Raw genomic sequence first — 19,665 nt, 5'->3', positions numbered from 1 at the left:
GGGGTTGGAGAGCCGGTTCGTCGAGCATGCGGCGCGCGGTCGATAACGTATCCGCTGTCAGCCCTGACTGGCCCCATCCTCAGGGAATATCAACCGGTAATTCTTCAGGTCTTCCTTGAAGGCACTACAGCGATCAAGTTGGTGCTGCACATCATGTCGTGGTTGATCGTAGTCGAAGCGCGAAGTCCAGTCGTGAATTCGCGTCATCGTACGAATGTACGGTGCCGCGTCACGGTCATTTGTCAGCCGCTTTAGCGGCAGCAGATAATCTTCGCGGTACACCGTCGGAACAATGATCCGGCACACGCCGGCTTCGCTGAGTACGCAGTTCATCGCGAGCCGCGCCGAGCGACCGTTACCATCCAGGAAAGGATGGACCTCCGAGACGACGAACATTGTCATCAACGCACGGGCGACAGGATCCTTCAGCGAACTGATGCGTTCGAAACCTTCCGCGAGGGTTGCGGGAACCTGTTCCGGCAAGACAAAGAGCGTGTTGCCGGCCATGTTGCGCTTCTCTTTCCACTGACCGGGCCGCTTATTCGGTCGCGCCTGCATCACCAGGGCGTTCACACTCTTAAGCCAGGCGAGAAAATGATCGGCCGTCGGTGCTGGCTGATTTCGCCACGGTGTCGTACTGGCCGCCCGAAAGGTACCCAGAATGTCGTGAGAGTCTTCCGAACGATTAGGAATGATGGCTCCCGCAAAGACAATCTGTTCGGCTTCTTCAACTTCGAACGTGGTGCCTTCGATGAAATTCGAAAAGTAGGCTTCGAAGAAGGCAAAATTCTCCAGCGCCATGCCCTTGCTTGCCGGATCGGCAGGATGCGCGAAGATGCCGCTGGCGAGCGCACCGTGCAGCACGTCGAACAGTTCCAGGCGGTCGGGATCGTACGGTTTGCCTGCAGCGCGCGCAAGCGCCAGTTTGCCGCGAAGCTTTTTTTCTTCGTGCGTGCCGAGCATTGCGCCGATGAGGCCGTCCAGACGCTTGCTCTCAGCCGTCATGTCGAGTTTGTCGGCAATGGCTTTCGCCTGGTCCCGCAGGTCGTTGAACTTGAAGTCGCCCCGAATGGTGAGAATCTTGTCGAGGCGAGCCTCGATATCTTCCTGCGGAAGCACCCGCGCAGTCGCACCGCGCGCGCTCCCCATGTTCTCGAGGAAGCCGCGCGCCTCGCTCGGCAAATAAATGCTTCTGTGCGGCAAATCTGGCACGGGCGGTTCGAGCAGTGGCCCCGCACCGGCTCCGGAAAACACCTCGACGATGAGCCCGGGCAATTCCAGCTTGCGGCGCGTGCGGCCGCGACGGACATGAAGGACACCGTCAACCGGCCGATGTTCCAGTGCTGAGCGGTAAGCCAGCACGGCGCCTGGCAGAAGATGACTCACTATCGCAGCCCAGTTGCGAAGAACGACGGCTTCTACTGGACTATCCACGTTTCGCGTGTAGACGCCCACATAAATACGCCGAAGCGCCCCGGCCTCGGCGAGGCGGCGCAAGGCGCGGGCGTGCGAATCATCTTCTGCGGAAAAGAGGACTTCCGCCGTGTCTTTGTCCGAATTTTGAATCATTGTGCGCCCTGCGGTTGTCAGCTTGTCCGGAAAATAGAATAATCACGTATATTATTGACCGAAATATAGGGGGTTGTCTTTCGCCCTCATCCCAACAACCTGCCGGAAACTACTGAATTCGACGGCCCCCCGTCCGACTTTTGTCCGAATATCACTCGATTGTCGACTTATCTTGTCCGAATATCATTGAATTTAACAAACAGAACATACCGAACGCAAAGAAGCCCATGCACGTTGTAGACGTACATGGGCTTCTTTGAATCGAAATCAGCTTTCAAACGAAACGATGGAAGCGATAGATTTGCGTGTCAGCGTGTGCCGCTCGTTATTCCGCGCAGCCCTTACGCCACCGCGGCCCGCACCGTCTTCACACTACCCAGCGCCAGCGCACCGCCGCCCAGTAACGACTGCACCGCCAAAGTCACCGCCCAGAACGCCGGATATTCCCAGCCGCCGTTCGGCGACGCGAAGCCCCAGCCGTTATGCAAATGCGCCGACATCGCGCCGAGCATGAACGGCAGCAGCACCAGCGCGACCCAGCGAACCTGCACGCCGAGCAGCAACGCAATGCCGCCGAGCAATTCGACGAACGCCGTCACATAGCCAAGCCAGCCCGGCAAACCCAGCGAGACGAAAAATTGCGCCGTGCCCGGCAGCGTGAAGACGAAGATTTTTTGCAGGCTGTGCGCGAGATACAGCACGCCCAAGGCCACGCGCAGCAGTAAAGCAGCCAGATCGGCGGAGCGGTTCGAGTTCATGACGAGTCCTTGAAGAGAGAGACGGCCAAAACCAGCCGTCGATGTCAGGACTCTATTCGAACCATATGAGGTGAAAAACCATTCCATCGGCTTAGATTATTTCCCATTACGATTTAATCGGCACCAACGTGTTGATTGGGATCAGGCCATCGCGCCAAAAAGCCTCGCCAGATCGAGATGTTCTGCAAGCGTGTCGGCAAGTCGTTCGAGCGACGCCTCGCGCAAGGCCGGATAGTCGATCGCCTCGGCGTCGCTCAAGCCTGCCCACCCCAGCAACGCGGCGCAAGCTGCCGGCGTGTCGAACAGGCCATGCACGTAGGTGGCGAGAATCTGCCCATCCGCGGAAAGCGCACCATCGGGACGCGCGGCATCCGCATCGCCCAACCGCAGCGCGGGCGATTCGAGCGCCGGGCCGTGCGTCTCACCCATATGAATTTCGTAACCCGACACCTCCGGCGAACCGGGCAACGCGAGGCGCCCGGTGACGTTCTTCAGCGTTTTGTCGCGCGTGAGCACGGTCGAGTAATCGAGCCAGCCGAGTCCCGCCGAGATCCCCGGCGTACCCTCCACGCCATGCGGATCGGCCACTTCGCGGCCGAGCATCTGCATGCCGCCGCAAATGCCGATCACCCGTCCCCCGTAACGCAGATGCCGCTGCAGCACCGCGTCCCACCCCTGCTTGCGCAGAAACGCCAGATCGCCGGGCACGTTTTTCGAGCCCGACAGGACGATCAGATCGGCCGGCGGCATCGGCATGCCGCTTCGCACGTAATGAAAATCGACCTGCGGATGCGCGCGCAGCGCATCGAAATCGGTGTGGTTGCTGATGTGCGGCAGCACCGGCACGACCACGCGCAACATTCGTTGCGCGTCGCCGCGATGGGCCGCGCGCAGGTCCGGCGGCAGCATGTCTTCCGCGTCGAGCGTGAGGCCGTGCAGATACGGCACGACGCCGAGCACCGGCTTGCCGGTCTTCGCTTCGAGCCAATCGAGACCGGGTTGCAGCAGACTGATATCGCCACGAAACCGGTTGATGACGAAGCCGCGCACCCGCGCCTGCTCGCTCGCCGACAGACACGCGAGCGTGCCGGTCAGATGCGCGAACACGCCGCCACGATCGATGTCGGCCACCAGCACGACCGGGCAATCCACGGCCTCCGCGAAACCCATGTTGGCGATGTCGCGATCGCGCAGATTGATCTCGGCGGGGCTGCCCGCGCCTTCGACAAAAATCGCGTCGTAGCCGGCCTGCAGACGCGCATACGATTCCAGCACCGCTTTGAACGCAATGGGTTTGTAGTCGTGGTAAGCGCGAGCATCGAGATTCATGCGTGCCTTACCTTGGATGATGACCTGCGCGCCGCGATCGCTCGTCGGCTTGAGCAGCACGGGATTCAGATCGGTGTGCGCGGCGATTCCCGCGGCCACTGCCTGCAACGCCTGGGCGCGACCGATCTCGCCGCCGTCGATCGTGACCGCACTGTTCAGCGCCATGTTCTGCGGCTTGAACGGCGCGACCCGCACGCCCGCGCGCAGCGCGAGGCGGCATAGACCGGCCACCAGCGTGCTCTTGCCGGCGTCGGATGTGGTGCCCTGAATCATCAGCGTGCCGCGTGGGACGGGGATGGCGTCTTGGGGAGTCGAGGTGGTGTTCACGAGGTGCGGGGGGTCGGCCGTGAAGGGAAACGCGGCATTATCCCACCCCGCCGCCGCCTTCCACGCGCCGGTACAATCACGCGATGACTCCCCGCGACCTCACTTTCGTCCTCGGCGGCGCCCGTTCCGGCAAGAGCTTGCAAGCCGAGCAATTGGCCGCTCGCAGCGCCCTTCCCGTCACTTACATCGCCACCGCGCGCGTCGGCAACGACGCCGAATTCGCCGCGCGTATCGCGCATCATCGCGAGCGGCGTCCGGCGCATTGGCAACTGGTCGAAGCCGGCGCGGACCTCGCCGCTGCGCTCACGCAAGCGGACGCGCCCGGCCATTGCGTGCTGATCGATTGTCTGACGCTGTGGCTCGCCAACCTGCTGTGTCCGTCCGAAGGCGAAGCGCTGTCGCTCGATCGCTATGACGCGCAAGTCGCCGCGCTCGAAACGGCGCTCGGCGCGGCGCACGGCAAAGTCATCGTGGTCAGCAACGAAATCGGCCTGGGCGTCGTGCCGCTCGGCGCGGCCACGCGTCTTTACGTCGATGAACTCGGCCGGCTCAATCAGCGCATCGCCGCGTTGAGCACGCAAGTCACGATGATGGTCGCGGGCTTGCCGCTCGTGCTGAAAACGGCGAGCCACGCGTGATGCTGTCGCTTCCTCTGATCGTCACGCTGGCAACCGCGGGCGTCGCTGTCGACCGTTGGCTCGGTGAGCCGCGCACCGCGCATCCGCTGGTCGGTTTCGGCCACTGGGCCAAGCGCCTCGAGGCGCGCTACAACACCGGCCGCCGCTTACGGCTCAAGGGCTTGCTCGCGTGGGCGCTGGCCGTGTTGCCGCCGGTGCTGGTCGCGTGGTGGCTGGTCTCGGTGCTGCCGTTCTTCGCGGCCTGCGCGGTGCATGTGGTGTTGCTGTGGTTCGCACTCGGCGCACGCAGTCTGCACGACCACATCGCGCCGATCGCTCAGGCGCTCGCGCAACGCGACCTCGCGCAAGCGCGGCTGTTGACCGCACGGATCGTCTCGCGCGAAACCGCCAACGCCGACGAAGGCGCGTTATCGCGCGCCGCCGTCGAATCGGCGCTCGAAAACGGTAACGACGCGATTTTCGGCGCGCTCTTCTGGTTCGCGATTGCGGGCGGCCCCGGCGCGCTCGGCTTCCGTCTCGCCAACACGCTGGACGCGATGTGGGGCTATCGCACGCCGCGCTATTTGCGCTACGGCTGGGCGGCCGCACGCATCGACGACGTGCTCAACTGGATTCCCGCGCGCCTGACCGCCGCGAGTTACGCGTTGCTCGGCGACACGCGCACGGCGTGGCGCTGCTGGCGCGAGCAGGCGCCGCGCTGGGACAGTCCGAATGCCGGACCGGTGATGGCGGCCGGCGCGGGCAGTTTGAACGTGCTGATCGGCGGTCCGGCGGTGTATCACGGCGCGCTCGAACAGCGCCCGACGCTAGGCTTCGGACATCCCGCGAAAGCCGCGCATGTGACGGCCGCGCTGATGCTGGTGGAGCGCACGGTGATTCTGTGGCTCGCCATGTTGATCGTGCTGGCGCTGTTGAGCGTGCCGTTTCATGCGTGACGGGAACGATCCGGTGCAAGGGCACGCAATTGAGGCAAGCGGCCCCGCCGTTCACGGCGGCAATCTGCACGAAGCCGCCACACGTTACGGCATTCCGTACGCGCGGTGGCTCGATCTGTCGACGGGCATCAATCCGCACGGCTATCCGGTGCCGCCGGTTCCCGCCGACGCATGGCGTCGCCTGCCCGACGACGGCGACGACTTCGCCGCCTGCGCCGCACGTTATTACGGTGCGCCCGATGCCGCCCACGTGCTTGCCGTCGCAGGAAGCCAGGCCGCGATTCGCGCGCTACCCGCGCTACTGCCACGCGCCCAGGTCGGCGTCGCGCCGCTCACCTACAGCGAGTACGCGCCCGCATTCGAACGCGCCGGTCATGACGTCGTGCCGCTCGACATATGCTGCGCAGCCTTGCCCGACACGCTCACGCATGCGGTTATCGTGAACCCGAACAATCCGACGGCTCGGCATCTGAACGCCGAAAGGCTATTGCAGTGGCATGCGCAACTGAGCGCACGGGGCGGCACGCTGCTAGTGGACGAAGCCTTCGCCGATACGATGCCGTCGGCGTCTCTCGCGGCGGATACGCATCGCGACGGACTGATCGTGTTGCGCTCGCCGGGGAAGTTTTTCGGCCTGGCCGGTGTCCGCGCGGGTTTCGTACTCGGCGCACCGGCATTGCTCGATGCCTTGCGACAAACGCTTGGTGCGTGGACCGTCAGCGGTCCGGCTCGCCATGCAGTCAAAGCCGCATTCGCCGACGAAACCTGGCAACAGCACATGCGCGCACGACTCGACGTCGAGAGCGAGCGTCTGACCAGACTGTTGCACACGCAAGGACTGGCCACACGCGGCACGCCGCTTTTTGCATGGACCGACGACGCCCGCGCGCCCGCTTTACACGAAGCATTGGCACGGCGCGGTGTGTGGACCCGACTCTTCGCGTCCTCACGCAGCGTGCGTTTCGGCTTACCCGGCAACGACGCGGAATGGGCTCGCTTCGAGCAAAGCCTGGTCGAAGCTATTCGGGAAAGTTAACGCCGCGCATCCATGATTCAGCCCGCTCTCTTCAGCGCCCTCACGCAATCAATGCCGCCACTCCGCCGCTTCTTGCTGGTTTTCTCGCTGTGCGCCGCGAGTTTGTCCGCACGCGCCGCGATCACCGTCACCGACGACGCCGGCGCAACCGTCACACTGCCCGCTCCCGCACAACGCGTCATCAGCCTCGCGCCGCACGTCACCGAGTTGCTCTATGCCGCGGGCGGCGGCGCAAGGATGGTCGGCGCGGTGTCCTACAGCGACTACCCGCCGGAGGCCAAACAACTGCCGCGCGTCGGCGACAACAAAGCGCTCGACCTCGAACGCATCGTCGCATTGAAGCCGGATCTGATCGTCGTATGGCGGCATGGCAATGCGCAGCGTCAACTCGATCGTCTGCGCGAATTGCACGTGCCCTTGTTCTTCAGCGAGCCGCATCGTCTCGACGACGTCGCCGTATCGCTGACGAAGCTCGGCCAATTGCTCGGCACGTCGTCGACCGCAGATGCGGCGGCGGCCGCGTATCGCCGCGACATCGCGACGTTACGCACGCAGTACGCGAGCCGGCCGCCTGTCAGCGTGTTCTATCAGGTGTGGGATCAACCGTTGATGACGCTCAACGGCGACCATATGATCAGCGACGTGATCGCGCTGTGCGGCGGCCGCAACGTGTTTGCGAAACTCGAACCGCTGGTGCCGACGGTATCGACCGAGGCCGTGCTCGCGGCGAATCCCGAAGCGATCGTGACAGCAGCGCCGGGCGCGACCCAACCGGACACGCAGTTGCCGCAACTCGCCACATGGCGCGCATGGCCGAGCCTGACCGCGGTGGCGAACAACAATCTGTTTGCGATCGACGGCGATCTGATCAACCGCCCGGCGCCCCGCATCGCGCAGGGCGCGAAACAACTCTGCGAAGACCTGGAAGCCGCGCGCTCGCACCGTAAGGCGGGCACAAAGTAAATCCATCAGACGCTGCTCAGCGCCATTGGGCGCCACCGCTCGTTCCTTCGCACGAGACGCCCTGCCGGCACGAGCACAAGGCCCATACCGCAGGCACGGCTCAAGCCACCCTCACGCATTCCACCTCACCAACGACCACTGCTGCGTTTCGTCATCGCGCCGCAACCAGACGATCCCGGTCATATCCAGCGACCAGCGCAGACAGCCTTCCAACTGCACGTCCAGCACCAGCGACGCAATCACCCGCATCACTCCCGCATGCGTGACCACATACGCGGGCGACAACTCGCGCGTCTGTGAGAACGCATCGAGCCAGGCGCGTACGCGCGTGGTGAATTGCGCGACGCTCTCACCGCCATGCGCACGCGCGTGTTCGAAGTTAGCAGCCCACGCGTCGAGCAACTCGCGGTCGATCGCGTCCCAGCGTTGCGTCTCCCAATCGCCGAAATCCATTTCCTTCAGGCGATCGTCGTGACTGATCACGCAACCGAACGCGTTCGCTAACTCGGTGGCCAGTGCCGAGCAACGCGTGAGCGGACTCGACATCAGCACGCGCGGCGCGGGCACCTGCAAGGTGGCGAGTTTCAACGCGAGCGCGTCGGACGATACCTCTGCGTCTTCGGCCAGCGCCACGTCGCTATGGCCGTAACACACACCCGCGTCGAGCGCGACGGCGGGATGGCGAATCAGGACGATATCCATGCGAGCCCCACCAGATAGATGCTCAATTCAAAGATCTGCTGCGCGAAGCCAAGACAGTCGCCGGTATAGCCGCCGATGCGTCTGACGAAATATCGCCCCATGACGAAGCGAAGCGCCAGCAGTAACACGAGCGTCGAAGCAGCGAAGCGCCAGGCAGAAGCATCGGGCCACATGAGCCCATTCGGCCACCACAGCCACGGCAAGCCAAACAACGCGGCACACAACAACGCCGGGCCGCTCAGCCGCTGCGCGACCGGTTTGGCCTTGCCTTCGGCGCGCACGTAGTCGAGCGTCGCCAGATAGCTGATCGCGCACGTGCGACTCGCCGCGTGCGCGGCAATCATCAGACTTGCGGCGCGCAGCGGCGGCAACGCGGCGAGCGCCTGCCACTTCAATGCCAGGGCGATCACGAGAGCGATGGCGCCAAAGGCGCCGATGCGCGAGTCATGCATGATGCGCAGCACGTCCTCGCGTGTATAGGCGCCACCGAACGCATCGGCGCAATCGGCAAGACCGTCTTCGTGAAACGCGCCGGTGACGAGCAGCGACGCGGCCATCGACAGCAACACGGCGACGCCGGCGGGGAACACGTGCAGCGCGGCCAGATAGACCAGCGCGCTCAAGCCCCCGACCAAGGTGCCGATCAGCGGAAAATAACGCGCCGCCGCATTCAGATAGTGCGGCTCGAAGCCGACCCAGCGCGGCACCGGCACACGCGTGAAATAGCCGAGCGCCGTGAAGAAATAGCGCAGTTCCGCCAGCGGATTCATGAAGGGCTCCGGGGCACGCGCCGCGCCGTTGCCGAATGTCGGATCGCCGGGTTCATACGGATCACGCGTCGCGATTCGCAACGCCGGCCGATTCGAAGCTGGCCATCTCGTTGACGAACGCCGTCGCCGCGCGCAGCAGCGGCACCGCGAGCGCCGCGCCGGTGCCTTCGCCGAGACGCAGGTCGAGCGACAGCAACGGCAGTCCGCCGAAATGATCGAGCATGCGACGATGCCCCGCCTCGTTCGACGCATGCGCGAACACACAATATTCGCGCACGTTCGGCGCGAGCGCATCGGCAATCAGCAACGCCGACGTCGCGATGAAACCATCCACCAGAATTGTCATGCGCGCTTCGGCGGCGGCGAGATAGGCGCCCGCCATCATCGCGATTTCGAAGCCGCCGAAGGTGGCGAGCACCGTCAGCGGGTCGCTGGACACACCGTGATGCGCGAGCGCCGAGGCCAGCACGTTGCGTTTTTTTGCGAGGCCGGCATTGTCGAGACCGGTGCCGCGTCCCACGCATTCGTCGATCGGCACGCCGCACAGGCGGCTCATCAGACACGCGGCCGACGAAGTATTCGCGATCCCCATCTCGCCGAAGCCGATCACGTTGGTGCCGAGCGCCGCGTGATGCCGCACGCGTGCCGCGCCGGCCTGCATCGCGGCAAGCGCTTGCTGCGGCGTCATCGCCGGTTCGCGCGCGAAGTTGCGGGTGCCGGCGGCAATCGGAATGTCGACGAGTCCGTCAGTCGACGGCAGCGGCGTCGCGATGCCCGCGTTGACCACTTCGAGTTCGATGCCCGCGACGCGGCTCAACGCGTTGATCGCCGCGCCGCCCGCCAGAAAATTCGCGACCATCTGCGCGGTCACCGCTTGCGGGTACGGGCTCACGCCTTCGTCGGCAATGCCGTGGTCGCCGGCGAACACGATCATCGCCGGACGCTGCACCGTGGGATGGGTGCTGCGCTGGATCAGCCCCATCTGCCGCGCGAGCGTTTCGAGCCGGCCAAGACTGCCGGGCGGCTTGGTCTTGGTATCGATGATGTGTTGCAGGTCGGCCCGCAGCGATTGATCGAGCGGCGCGACTTCGGGTAAACCGGCCAGACGGGACGAAGAAGTCATAGGTCTATCTGTGAGAAGAGAATATTTGTTTGGGTGGAACGCTCAGCTTGCCGGTCCGTCATGAACCGCAAGCGATTCGTGACGCGCGCGCGGCGCTGGAATCAGCGCCTCGTGCTCACCGTCGCGAATCAGAATCAGGGGATAGCCGAACGCGCGGCTCGTCAGCGTGGGCGTCAGCACGTCGTGCGCGGGGCCGGCATACGCGCCGCCCTCGCCGTCGAGCAATAGCGCGTGCGTGGCGAAGCGGCGGGCCAGGTTCAGGTCATGGCACGAAAACAGCACGGTACGGCGCGGCTCGCGGGTCCACGCGGCCAGCGCTTCCAGACAGTCGATCTGATGATGCAGGTCGAGATGCGACAACGGTTCGTCGAGCAGCAGCAAGGGCGCGTCCTGACACAACACCGCCGCCAGCGCGACGCGTTGGCGTTCGCCGCCTGACAACGACAACACGTCGCGCGCGGCAAATGCGCTGAGACCCAACAGGTCCAGCGCCGCATGCGCCGCATCGCGATCCGCTTCCGCTTCCCAACCCCAGCCGTTCAGATGCGGGAAGCGGTTCAGCATCACGATGTCGAGTACGCTCGCGCTGAAGGCGTCGGCGGCGCTTTGCGGCATCAGCGCACGGCGCCGGGCTAGCGGCAATGGCGACCAGTCGGCGACCCGCACGCCATCCAGTTCGACGTGCCCCGCCGCCGGTTGCAACAAGCCCGCGAGCGCGGACAGCAGCGTCGTCTTGCCCGCGCCGTTCGGCCCCGCGACGCACCAGATCTCGCCCGCGTAGAACGTGTGCGTGAAGGCATCGAGCAAGGTGCGCGAGCCGGCGCGCAAGCTCAGACGTTGCGCACTGAGCGAAGCTTGAACGAGGTCGTGGGATGGCGTCATCGGCGTTTGCGCAGCAACATCCATAGAAAGACCGGCACGCCGACAATCGACGTGATCACGCCGACCGGCAGTTGCGCCGGCGCGATCACCGTGCGCGCGATCAGGTCCGCGCCCATCACCGCGACGCCGCCGCCGAGCGCCGCGGCCGGCAACAGCATGCGCTGGTCGTTGCCGAACGCGAGCCGCAACATATGCGGCACCACGAGCCCGACAAAGCCGACGGTGCCCGCTGTGGTGACGGCCGCGGCCGCCGCGAGCGACGCCGCCAGATACACGCGCAAACGCAGCGGCATGACCGCGACGCCCAATGCCTGCGCGGCCGCGTCGCCGCGCAGCAAGACATTCAGACGCGGCGCAACCGGCACGATCGCCACCAGCACGATCACGAGCGCGACGAGTGCAACCCACGGCATCGCACCGCCGTTCAGATCGCCGGTCAACCAGAACAGCATGCCGCGCAAACGGTTGTCGGGCGCAAGGTTCAGCAGCAAGGTGATCAACGCGGCCCAACCCGAGGCGACCACCGCGCCGGTCAGCAGCAAACGCGGCGACGTGTCCTGCGGCTCGCCACGCCACAACTCGCGGCGCGCGAGCCCGAGCACCAGCAGGATCGACACGAAGGCGCCGGCGAACGCGCTGGCATCGACCATCCACCATGCGCAACCGGCAATCATCGCGACGAGAGCGAAGGTCGCCGCGCCGCCGGACACACCCAGCACATACGGCTCGGCCAACGGATTGCGCAACAGCACTTGCAGCAAGGCGCCGGCCAACGCGAGCAGCGCGCCGCACGCGAAGCCGGCGAGCGCGCGCGGCAGACGCAGGTTGCGGACGATCTCGCCGGCCAGATCCGCCGACGTGTCGAGCGAGCTTCCCGTCGACGCATGCGAAGGCAGCAGCGCTGCCAGCACACGCATCGGCGCGAGCGACACGCTGCCGAGCGCGAGCGACGCCATCAGCACCGCCAGCGCGATCAGCGCGAGCACGAGCCAGATCGCGGCCGCGCGCCGCGCGTTCATCACGCGCGGTGTGACGGGCATCGAACCCGACTGGCGGTTCATTCGCGCGATTCCGGCGAGCCCGGTTCGTCACGGCGGATACTGGCCGGTCGCGACGCACGCGACGCACGCGACGACCGCGACGACCGCGACGCGTCGCGGCGCTGGATACGAATAAGCCTTTTCATGGTCCCTGTTCAACGGATTCTAATTAGCGTGGCCGCGTACCACGTCGTCGTGACTTTAAACGCGCGGACCGGCTCATGACGTCGTGACATGGTGAAGTCGTGACGCCGAAGGCGAGATAGTAACTGTTCGACCTGTCGGAATCGGAACAGCGGGTGCGCCGCTTCCGCGCCGACTTCCCACGCGCGACGCGCAGTGGCAAACTCGCAGGTTGAACTTTGAACGCACGATCCGGACTGGTGAATCCGCGCGCGATCTGTTCTGTTAAGCGCGGGTTATTGTCCGATGCATGAGTAGTTTTTCATCATAAGGTCGATAAAAGCCTGCACAAAGCGATGTTGTTACGTCTCGAAACGAGACAATTGTCGGAACCTGCAACATTCCGCGCTAAAATGCGATGTCTTTAGAGGACGCAGCAGATGCTCACCGAACTCGAATCACTTTCACAAAATATCGGCAAGCTGATCACGATCAGCCAACGCCACAATGAAGCGCGTCTCGCGCTCGAAGAGCAGCTCGCCCAATCACGTGCCGAGGTGGAAGCCACGCGCACGGAACTTGCGCTGCTGCGCGAGGAACGCGACGCGCTGCAAGCGGAACGCGACACCCTGTCCGCAAAGATCGACGACGCTCAGGTGCGCCTGAATGCGATTCTCGAGAAACTGCCGCGGGCGCGCGCGCACAACGAGCCGGACAACCAGCTCGATCTGCTCGAACCCGCGCAACATGAAGTCGAAGCGCAGGGCGACGTGACCCGCCACGGAGAAAATGCATGACCACCAAGCAGATCGAAGTATCGATTCTCGGCGTGCCGTATCGGCTCGCCTGCTCGCCGGAAACGGAAGGCGCGCTGCTTGAGGCCGTCGCACGCGTCGACGCCGAAATGTCGAAGATCCGCAATAACAGCAACGTGCGCGGCACGGATCGCATTGCTGTCATGGCTTGCCTGTCGCTGGCATCGGAACTGCTTAAGCTGCAATCGAGCGTGCGACACGGAGAAGCATTTCCCGCAGAAGAAATCCGGCGTACAATGCATCAAATGAACGAACAACTGGGTACTGTGATTCAGCAGTACAGCATGCAGTAAGCACCAGCGGTATCGAGCAACGTCAAGGTTCCAAGCAGTCGTTCCTGAGATCGGCTGCGAATTCAAACGGAGTGGTCGAGCTAGACTCGCGAAACGTTTGAGTTCCATCGTTTAAGCTTCATCGGTTTAGCTTCCCTGCCTGGTTCGCCAAGGTCATATATTCCTTGAACCAATGCCATGTGCACGGTTGCGGAAATTTGTAGCACGGGTGTGCGCGTCACTCTGTCTGATGTACCCGAAGTGTTGCTAACTGCGACCAATTCTGAACCCCCGGTTCAGGATGCCGGCCTAGCGGCTAAGGCGGGGACCTTATTTAGAACGGCATCGGACTTCGGTTCGGTGCCGTTTTTCTTTGGGTCACGGTTTTCTCTGTGTTGTCAAACCCTTAACGTTCAATTCGATTCATGCGCTACTGGCTAATGAAGTCCGAACCGGACGAAGCAAGCATCGATCATCTCGCCCACGCGGCGCATCGCACGTTGCCGTGGACCGGCGTGCGCAACTATCAGGCGCGCAACTTCATGCGCGACATGATGCAGGTCGGCGACGGTGTGCTGTTCTATCACTCGAGCTGTCCCGAGCCCGGTATTGCGGGGCTCGCGGAAGTCTCGTCGACCGCTTATCCGGACCCAACGCAGTTCGATAAAAAGAGCCCGTACTTCGACCCGAAGTCGTCGCAGGAAACGCCGCGCTGGTTACTCGTCGACGTGGTGTTCAAGAAGAAGATCCCGTTGATTCCGCTCGCCGCGTTGCGTGAGCACGAGGAATTGAAGGACATGCGCGTACTCGCTCGAGGCAACCGTCTGTCGATCACGCCGGTGACCGAAGCCGAGTGGCGCTTCATCATCAAACGGCTTGCGCAATGATGCGTAATGCGCACGCAGTTGCAAGCAAACGTGAAGGCATTGTCAAATTGGGGAACCAAGCTTAGGTTACAGGCGCCTAACGGTCGCGCAAACGTTGTGCCACCGTACAGCGCTTGCTCTTATCGTGCATAACCTGTTCAAGCAAGGAGTCCAACAATGACGAAAAACACCGCACGGGCACTCGCTCTCGCTCTCGTATGCGCTACGCCGGTCGCGCTCGCACTCACGCCGACCCTGGCTCGCGCGCAAAACGCCGCGCCGTATCAGCCCGCCGGCGTGCTGTCGCTCAATGCCCAGGCTAGTGCGGAAGTCCCGCAAGACGTCGTCGATATCACGCTGTTCTTTGAGCAGGAAGCGAGCGATCCGTCGGCGCTGACCGCCACGTTGAATCAGCGCGCCGATTCGGCGCTGCAAAAGGCCAAGGGCGTAAGCGGCGTGACGGCCCGCACGGGTTCGTTCTCGATCTATCCGTCCACCGATCGTGACGGCCGCATTTCCGCATGGCGCGGCCGCACGGAGATCGTGCTGGAATCGCACGACTTCGCCGCCGCATCGAAGCTCGCGGGTCAAATGGCATCGATCATGCAGGTCGGCAATGTGCAGTTCTCGTTGTCGCCGGAAGCGCAACGTGCCGTCGAGCAGAAGCTCACCGGCGAAGCAATCAAATCGTTCCGCCAGCAAGCCGCTTCGTCCGCGCAGGCATTCGGCTACAGCGGCTATGCGATTCGCGAGGTCAATGTCGGTCAGAACGGTGGCGTGATGCCGCGCCCCATGATGATGATGAGCGCGCGCGCCATGAGCGCCGACGCGAAGATGTCGGCGCCGGTGCCGATCGAAGGCGGTACGTCGACGGTCACGGTCAACGTGTCGGGTTCGGTGCAGATGAAGTAATGCGCGTGAGGTTCGGCGCGGTTTTGTGTGCCCGGCCCGCTAGCCGATACCTGGTGCAAAAAAAGCCACGGCATGCCGTGGCTTTTTTATGGAGCGCTTTTTGGGTAACGATAACCCGCAGCCTCGATCAGTTCGTACTGACCGCCTGCGCCGGTTCACGACGCGCACGACGCGCACGACGATAAGCCCACACCAACACGCCTATACCGACAAGGATCATCGGCAGCGACAGCCATTGGCCCATGGAGAGACCCATGGCCAGCAGACCGAGGAAGTCGTCCGGCTCACGGGCGAATTCCACAGTGAAGCGTGCGAGGCCGTAGCCGATCAGGAACACCGCGGAAATCGCGCCCAACGGCTTCGGTTTGCGCGAGAAGAAGATCAGCACGAAGAACAGCGCGATACCTTCCAGCGCGATCTCATACAGCTCCGACGGATGACGCGGCAGCATGTGATATTGCGCGAACACTTCGTTCAGATGCCACTGCGCCGCCAGTTGCGGATGCGCGCTGAGCCACGCGGCGTCGTCGGGTGCGGCGCCGGGAAACATCATCGCCCACGGCGACGCCGGATCGGTCACGCGGCCCCACAACTCGCCGTTGATGAAGTTGCCGAGGCGCCCCGCCGCGAGCCCGGTCGGCACCATCGGCGCGACGAAATCGGTGACTTGCAGCCACGAGCGTTTGCGTTGATACGCGAACAGCACCATGGCCAGCGTCACGCCGAGGAAGCCGCCGTGGAACGACATGCCGCCTTCCCACACCTTGAAGATGTCGAGCGGATGCGCGAAATAGAAGCTCGCTTTGTAGAACAGCACGTAGCCGAGGCGACCGCCGAGGATCGTACCCAGCACGCCGTAAAACAGCATGTCGTCGATATCTTTCGCGGTCCAGCCTTGCGCGGCGACGTACGGCAAACGCAGCCGCAGCCGACCGACGACGATCGCCGCGATAAAGGCGACGAGGTACATCAGTCCATACCAGCGCACAGCGAGCGGCCCCAGATGAATGGCAACGGGGTCGAAATTCGGGTGAATGAGCATCGTGTTGTTATGGGCAGTTCAGGTTCAGAAGCGGGTTTTCTAATCGATTGCTGGCACGAGTGACGGTTCGCGCACAGGGATCGCGCACACTGTAGCGCATGCATTGGACGGCCCCGCGCGCAATGCGTTCGCGGCCGCGCCGTTAAACATGCCGCGCGCCGGGATGCTGCGCCTCGACGGTAGCGGCATGCTTCCGCGCGATGTCGATGAAGCCCGCCAGCACCGGACTCACCTCCGCCGTGCGCCAGACCAGCCCCGTTTCGATCGCCGGCACCGACTCGACGAGCGGACGATACACCACGCCGGTGCGGCGCAGATTACGTAACGATTGCGGCACCAGTGCGACACCCATGCCGGCCGACACGAGGCTCACGATCGTCTGCATCTGGATCGCCTCCTGACCGATGTGGGGCGTGAGGCCCGCCACGCCGTAGCAATCCATAATGATGTCATAAAAGCCAGGCGCCAAACGTCTTGGGAAGATCACGAGCGGCGCGTCGGCGACGTCGCGCAGGCTGATCGGCGTGTCGAGCCATTCGGCTTCGGGATCGACGTCATGCCCAGCGGCTTCGGCCACGCGCGCCGCCCTCTCCGTCGACATCGCGATGATCAGCGGCTCGCGCGCAATCGGCAGCCACGACAACTGCGTGGCGTGGCGCGACGGCAGCGGCGCGATCACGAGGCCCGCGTCGATGCGCCCAGCCACCAGTTCGTCCACTTGCACGTCGCTGGTGGCCTCGGTCAGTTCGAGTCGCACGCGCGGATGGCGCACGCCGAAATCGCGCAGCAGCAATGGCATGAGCCCATAGTCCGCGGTCGAGACGAACGCCAGCGACAACACCCCCGCCTCCCCGCGCGCCAGACTCTGCGCGAGCGGCCGCAGCCCTTCGGCGCCGGCCAGCAGGCGCTGCACCTCGGGCAATAGATCCGCGCCCACCGGCGTGAGTTCGACCGAGCGCTTGGTACGCGCGAACAGCTCGACGCCGAGCGTCTCCTCAAGCGCGCGGATGGCTTGCGACAACGGCGGCTGCGTCATCGAAAGACGCACGGCCGCGCGCCCGAAGTGTTTTTCTTCGGCGACGGTCACGAAATAGCGCAACTGGCGCAGGTCGGGGATGGCGGGCAGCATAATTAATATATTTTACGACCTAATCGGCCATCAATAATATATTGGACACGCAGTTTGCAAAACCGCATCCTTGCATCACGCGTCGGAACTACACTGGATTGACGCACGACACCCGTCGCACCAGAACGCATTACGGCAATACGGACACGCGGCACACACCAAAACAAAACAGACTGGAGTTCCCCATGGCATACAACCGTCGTTCGAAGAACATCACGCAAGGCGTGGCGCGTTCGCCGAATCGCTCCATGTACTACGCCCTCGGCTACAAGAAGGAAGACTTCGACAAGCCGATGATCGGCATCGCCAACGGCCACTCGACCATCACGCCGTGCAACTCCGGCCTGCAGCGTCTGGCCGACGCGGCCGTCGCCGCGGTCAAGGGTGCCGACGCGAATCCGCAGATCTTCGGCACGCCGACCATCTCGGACGGCATGTCGATGGGCACCGAAGGCATGAAATACTCGCTCGTCTCGCGCGAAGTAATCGCCGACTGCATCGAGACGTGCGTGCAAGGCCAATGGATGGACGGCGTGGTCGTGATCGGCGGTTGCGACAAGAACATGCCGGGCGGCATGATCGGCCTCGCGCGCACCAACGTGCCCGGCATCTACGTGTATGGCGGCACGATCCGTCCGGGCAACTGGAAGGGCGTGGACCTGACCATCGTGTCGTCGTTCGAGGCGGTCGGCGAATTCACGGCGGGCCGCATGTCGGAAGAAGATTTCGAAGGGGTCGAAAGAAACGCGTGCCCGTCGTCGGGTTCGTGCGGCGGCATGTACACCGCCAACACGATGAGTTCTTCGTTCGAGGCGCTCGGCATGTCGCTGCTGTATTCGTCGACCATGGCCAATCCGGACGACGAAAAGGTCGACTCCGCCGCGGAGTCGGCGCGCGTGCTGGTCGAAGCCGTCAAGAAGGACCTGAAGCCGCGCGACATCATCACGAAAAAGTCGATCGAGAACGCCGTGGCACTGATCATGGCGACCGGCGGCTCGACCAACGCCGTGCTGCACTACCTGGCGATCGCGCATGCGGCCGAAGTGGAATGGACGATCGAAGACTTCGAGCGCATGCGCAAGAAAGTGCCGGTGATCTGCAACCTGAAGCCGTCCGGCCAATACGTCGCGACGGATCTGCATAAGGCTGGCGGCATTCCGCAAGTCATGAAGATCCTGCTCGACGCGGGCATGCTGCACGGCGACTGCATCACCATCACCGGCAAGACGCTGGCCGAAGAACTCAAGGATGTGCCGGGCAAGCCGCGCGCCGATCAGCAGGTGATTTTCCCCATCGACAAGGCGCTCTACAAGGAAGGTCACCTCGCGATCCTGAAGGGCAATCTGGCCGAAGACGGCGCGGTCGCCAAGATCACCGGCCTGAAGAACCCGGTCATCACCGGCCCGGCGCGCGTGTTCGACGACGAACAAAGCGCGCTCGAAGCGATTCTGGCTGACAAGATTGTCGCCGGCGACGTGGTGGTGCTCCGCTACCTCGGTCCGAAGGGCGGCCCCGGCATGCCGGAGATGCTCGCGCCAACCTCGGCAATTATCGGCAAGGGGCTGGGCGAGACCGTCGGCCTGATCACCGACGGCCGTTTCTCGGGCGGCACGTGGGGCATGGTGGTTGGCCACGTCGCACCGGAAGCGTTCGTGGGCGGCACGATCGCGTTCGTGCAGGAAGGCGATTCGATCACCATCGACGCCCACCAGCTGCTGCTGCAACTGAACATCGACGACGCCGAGTTGCAGCGTCGCCGCGCCGCCTGGCAGCAGCCGAAGCCGCGCTACACGCGGGGTGTGCTGGCGAAGTACTCGGCGTTGGCGTTGCCGGCCAACAAGGGAGCGATTACGGGGTGATGCCAGAGCGAAGGGAATGGCAACGCGGCTTTCGACGTGACTCACTTGCGTTTGGCAAGTTTTGCGAGGCGCGCTCGAGGCTGCGGCCCAGCCCACGCCAGGCAAGCTGAGCCGGGTCGATAAGCTACGTAAAAGCGCAGAGGGGCGCACGGAAAACCGTGCGCCCCTTTCCTTTTATAATGCCTGCACCACGAGTCGGGCATCTGCACCGACGGAGACCAGAATGAAATCCATGTCGCATGCAGCGCTTGCAATCGCCGGCCTGCTGGGCGTTATCCTGAGCGTCGGTAGTCCGGTCGCGCATGCCGAGGCGGCCGCCGGTCTGGCGCTGGCCCAACAGCAGAACTGTATGAGTTGCCACGCGGTCGCTCGCCCGTTCATGGGACCGGCGCTACATGATGTCGCAGCGAAATATGCCGGCCGCGACGATGCCGCGACCTATCTGAAGAACAAGATTCTGGACGGCAGCGCCGGTGTGTGGGGCATGGTGCCCATGCCCGCGAACACGCAACTCACGCCCGATCAGGCAGCCACGTTGGCGGGCTGGGTGTTGTCGCTGAAATGATGTCGCGCCC

The 19,665-nt window shown here is 63.8% G+C and carries 20 protein-coding genes and 1 other RNA gene; 11 read left to right on the top strand and 10 right to left on the bottom strand.

What is annotated here, in order from left to right:
- Positions 1-57 precede the first annotated feature (57 nt).
- The 3 genes from B0G83_RS11350 to B0G83_RS11340 all read right to left on the bottom strand — a co-directional run bounded on the left by B0G83_RS11350 (position 58) and on the right by B0G83_RS11340 (position 3,929).
- Positions 58-1,569 (bottom strand): Fic family protein, encoded by a 1,512-nt coding sequence (locus B0G83_RS11350; protein WP_105507515.1) that lies wholly within the window; start codon positions 1,567-1,569, stop codon positions 58-60.
- 341 nt (positions 1,570-1,910) lie between these two features.
- A complete protein-coding gene (locus tag B0G83_RS11345; protein ID WP_105507514.1) occupies positions 1,911-2,327 on the bottom strand; it encodes a DoxX family protein in 417 nt (138 codons plus the stop codon).
- Between the two features lie 141 nt (positions 2,328-2,468).
- Complete coding sequence (locus tag B0G83_RS11340; RefSeq protein ID WP_105507513.1) at positions 2,469-3,929, bottom strand: cobyric acid synthase; 1,461 nt, start codon at positions 3,927-3,929, stop codon at positions 2,469-2,471.
- Between the two features lie 137 nt (positions 3,930-4,066).
- Here B0G83_RS11340 and cobU point away from each other — a divergent pair, with 137 nt between their 5' ends.
- Genes cobU through B0G83_RS11320 form a run of 4 tightly spaced genes read left to right on the top strand, consistent with a single transcriptional unit; the run spans position 4,067 to position 7,555 of the window.
- On the top strand, positions 4,067-4,621 hold the full coding sequence (cobU, locus tag B0G83_RS11335) for a bifunctional adenosylcobinamide kinase/adenosylcobinamide-phosphate guanylyltransferase (RefSeq protein ID WP_105507512.1): 555 nt from the start codon (positions 4,067-4,069) through the stop codon (positions 4,619-4,621).
- Positions 4,621-5,556, top strand: a complete 936-nt coding sequence (cbiB, locus tag B0G83_RS11330) for an adenosylcobinamide-phosphate synthase CbiB (RefSeq protein ID WP_105507511.1) — start codon at positions 4,621-4,623, stop codon at positions 5,554-5,556. The genes cobU and cbiB overlap by 1 nt, the downstream gene beginning before the upstream one ends.
- Positions 5,549-6,592: a threonine-phosphate decarboxylase CobD gene (cobD, locus tag B0G83_RS11325; RefSeq protein ID WP_105507510.1), complete on the top strand. Its 1,044-nt coding sequence runs from the start codon at positions 5,549-5,551 to the stop codon at positions 6,590-6,592. The genes cbiB and cobD overlap by 8 nt, the downstream gene beginning before the upstream one ends.
- 51 nt (positions 6,593-6,643) lie before the next feature.
- Positions 6,644-7,555, top strand: coding sequence for a cobalamin-binding protein (locus B0G83_RS11320; RefSeq protein ID WP_105507509.1), 912 nt, complete (start codon positions 6,644-6,646; stop codon positions 7,553-7,555).
- A gap of 111 nt (positions 7,556-7,666) precedes the next feature.
- On the opposite strand, the gene cobC is transcribed toward B0G83_RS11320, so the two are convergent.
- The 5 genes from cobC to B0G83_RS11295 all read right to left on the bottom strand — a co-directional run bounded on the left by cobC (position 7,667) and on the right by B0G83_RS11295 (position 12,093).
- Positions 7,667-8,257, bottom strand: a complete 591-nt coding sequence (cobC, locus tag B0G83_RS11315; protein WP_105507508.1) for an alpha-ribazole phosphatase — start codon at positions 8,255-8,257, stop codon at positions 7,667-7,669.
- Positions 8,242-9,027 carry an adenosylcobinamide-GDP ribazoletransferase gene (locus tag B0G83_RS11310; RefSeq protein ID WP_105507698.1) on the bottom strand — a complete coding sequence of 262 codons (786 nt, stop codon included), beginning with the start codon at positions 9,025-9,027 and terminating at the stop codon, positions 8,242-8,244. Before B0G83_RS11310 ends, cobC begins: the two co-directional genes overlap by 16 nt.
- Before the next feature lie 61 nt (positions 9,028-9,088).
- Positions 9,089-10,150 (bottom strand): nicotinate-nucleotide--dimethylbenzimidazole phosphoribosyltransferase, encoded by a 1,062-nt coding sequence (gene cobT, locus B0G83_RS11305; RefSeq protein WP_105507507.1) that lies wholly within the window; start codon positions 10,148-10,150, stop codon positions 9,089-9,091.
- A 42-nt stretch (positions 10,151-10,192) separates the two neighbouring features.
- The gene (locus B0G83_RS11300) at positions 10,193-11,032 is read right to left on the bottom strand and encodes an ABC transporter ATP-binding protein (protein WP_105507506.1); all 840 of its coding nucleotides are present in this window, start codon (positions 11,030-11,032) and stop codon (positions 10,193-10,195) included.
- Positions 11,029-12,093: an iron ABC transporter permease gene (locus B0G83_RS11295; RefSeq protein WP_105507505.1), complete on the bottom strand. Its 1,065-nt coding sequence runs from the start codon at positions 12,091-12,093 to the stop codon at positions 11,029-11,031. The genes B0G83_RS11300 and B0G83_RS11295 overlap by 4 nt, the downstream gene beginning before the upstream one ends.
- Positions 12,094-12,635: 542 nt before the next feature.
- Between B0G83_RS11295 and B0G83_RS11290 the strand changes: the two genes are divergently transcribed.
- From B0G83_RS11290 to B0G83_RS11270, 5 genes are all read left to right on the top strand, one after another.
- The gene (locus B0G83_RS11290) at positions 12,636-12,992 is read left to right on the top strand and encodes an ATPase (RefSeq protein WP_105507504.1); all 357 of its coding nucleotides are present in this window, start codon (positions 12,636-12,638) and stop codon (positions 12,990-12,992) included.
- On the top strand, positions 12,989-13,303 hold the full coding sequence (locus tag B0G83_RS11285; protein ID WP_035552510.1) for a cell division protein ZapA: 315 nt from the start codon (positions 12,989-12,991) through the stop codon (positions 13,301-13,303). The genes B0G83_RS11290 and B0G83_RS11285 overlap by 4 nt, the downstream gene beginning before the upstream one ends.
- Before the next feature lie 129 nt (positions 13,304-13,432).
- Positions 13,433-13,614: non-coding RNA, 6S RNA (gene ssrS, locus B0G83_RS11280), on the top strand.
- 93 nt (positions 13,615-13,707) lie between these two features.
- Positions 13,708-14,169, top strand: coding sequence for an EVE domain-containing protein (locus tag B0G83_RS11275; RefSeq protein ID WP_105507503.1), 462 nt, complete (start codon positions 13,708-13,710; stop codon positions 14,167-14,169).
- Positions 14,170-14,325: 156 nt separating this feature from the next.
- Complete coding sequence (locus B0G83_RS11270; RefSeq protein ID WP_105507502.1) at positions 14,326-15,060, top strand: SIMPL domain-containing protein; 735 nt, start codon at positions 14,326-14,328, stop codon at positions 15,058-15,060.
- A gap of 127 nt (positions 15,061-15,187) precedes the next feature.
- Here the strand turns inward: B0G83_RS11270 and lgt are convergent, their stop codons facing one another.
- Together lgt and B0G83_RS11260 are read right to left on the bottom strand one after the other, a co-directional pair.
- Positions 15,188-16,102 (bottom strand): prolipoprotein diacylglyceryl transferase, encoded by a 915-nt coding sequence (gene lgt / locus B0G83_RS11265; RefSeq protein ID WP_105507501.1) that lies wholly within the window; start codon positions 16,100-16,102, stop codon positions 15,188-15,190.
- Positions 16,103-16,244: 142 nt separating this feature from the next.
- Positions 16,245-17,231: a LysR family transcriptional regulator gene (locus B0G83_RS11260; protein WP_105507500.1), complete on the bottom strand. Its 987-nt coding sequence runs from the start codon at positions 17,229-17,231 to the stop codon at positions 16,245-16,247.
- Positions 17,232-17,416: 185 nt separating this feature from the next.
- Here B0G83_RS11260 and ilvD point away from each other — a divergent pair, with 185 nt between their 5' ends.
- Entirely contained in the window at positions 17,417-19,090 is a 1,674-nt protein-coding gene (gene ilvD / locus B0G83_RS11255; RefSeq protein WP_105507499.1) for a dihydroxy-acid dehydratase, read from the top strand.
- Positions 19,091-19,313: 223 nt separating this feature from the next.
- A complete protein-coding gene (locus tag B0G83_RS11250) occupies positions 19,314-19,655 on the top strand; it encodes a c-type cytochrome (protein ID WP_105507498.1) in 342 nt (113 codons plus the stop codon).
- Positions 19,656-19,665 lie beyond the last annotated feature (10 nt).

Origin of the sequence: Paraburkholderia sp. BL21I4N1, from assembly GCF_002973525.1 — a bacterium.
Lineage (GTDB): Bacteria > Pseudomonadota > Gammaproteobacteria > Burkholderiales > Burkholderiaceae > Paraburkholderia.
Note: the sequence above shows the minus strand (reverse complement) of the source record. Positions and strands in the feature narration are given on the sequence as shown.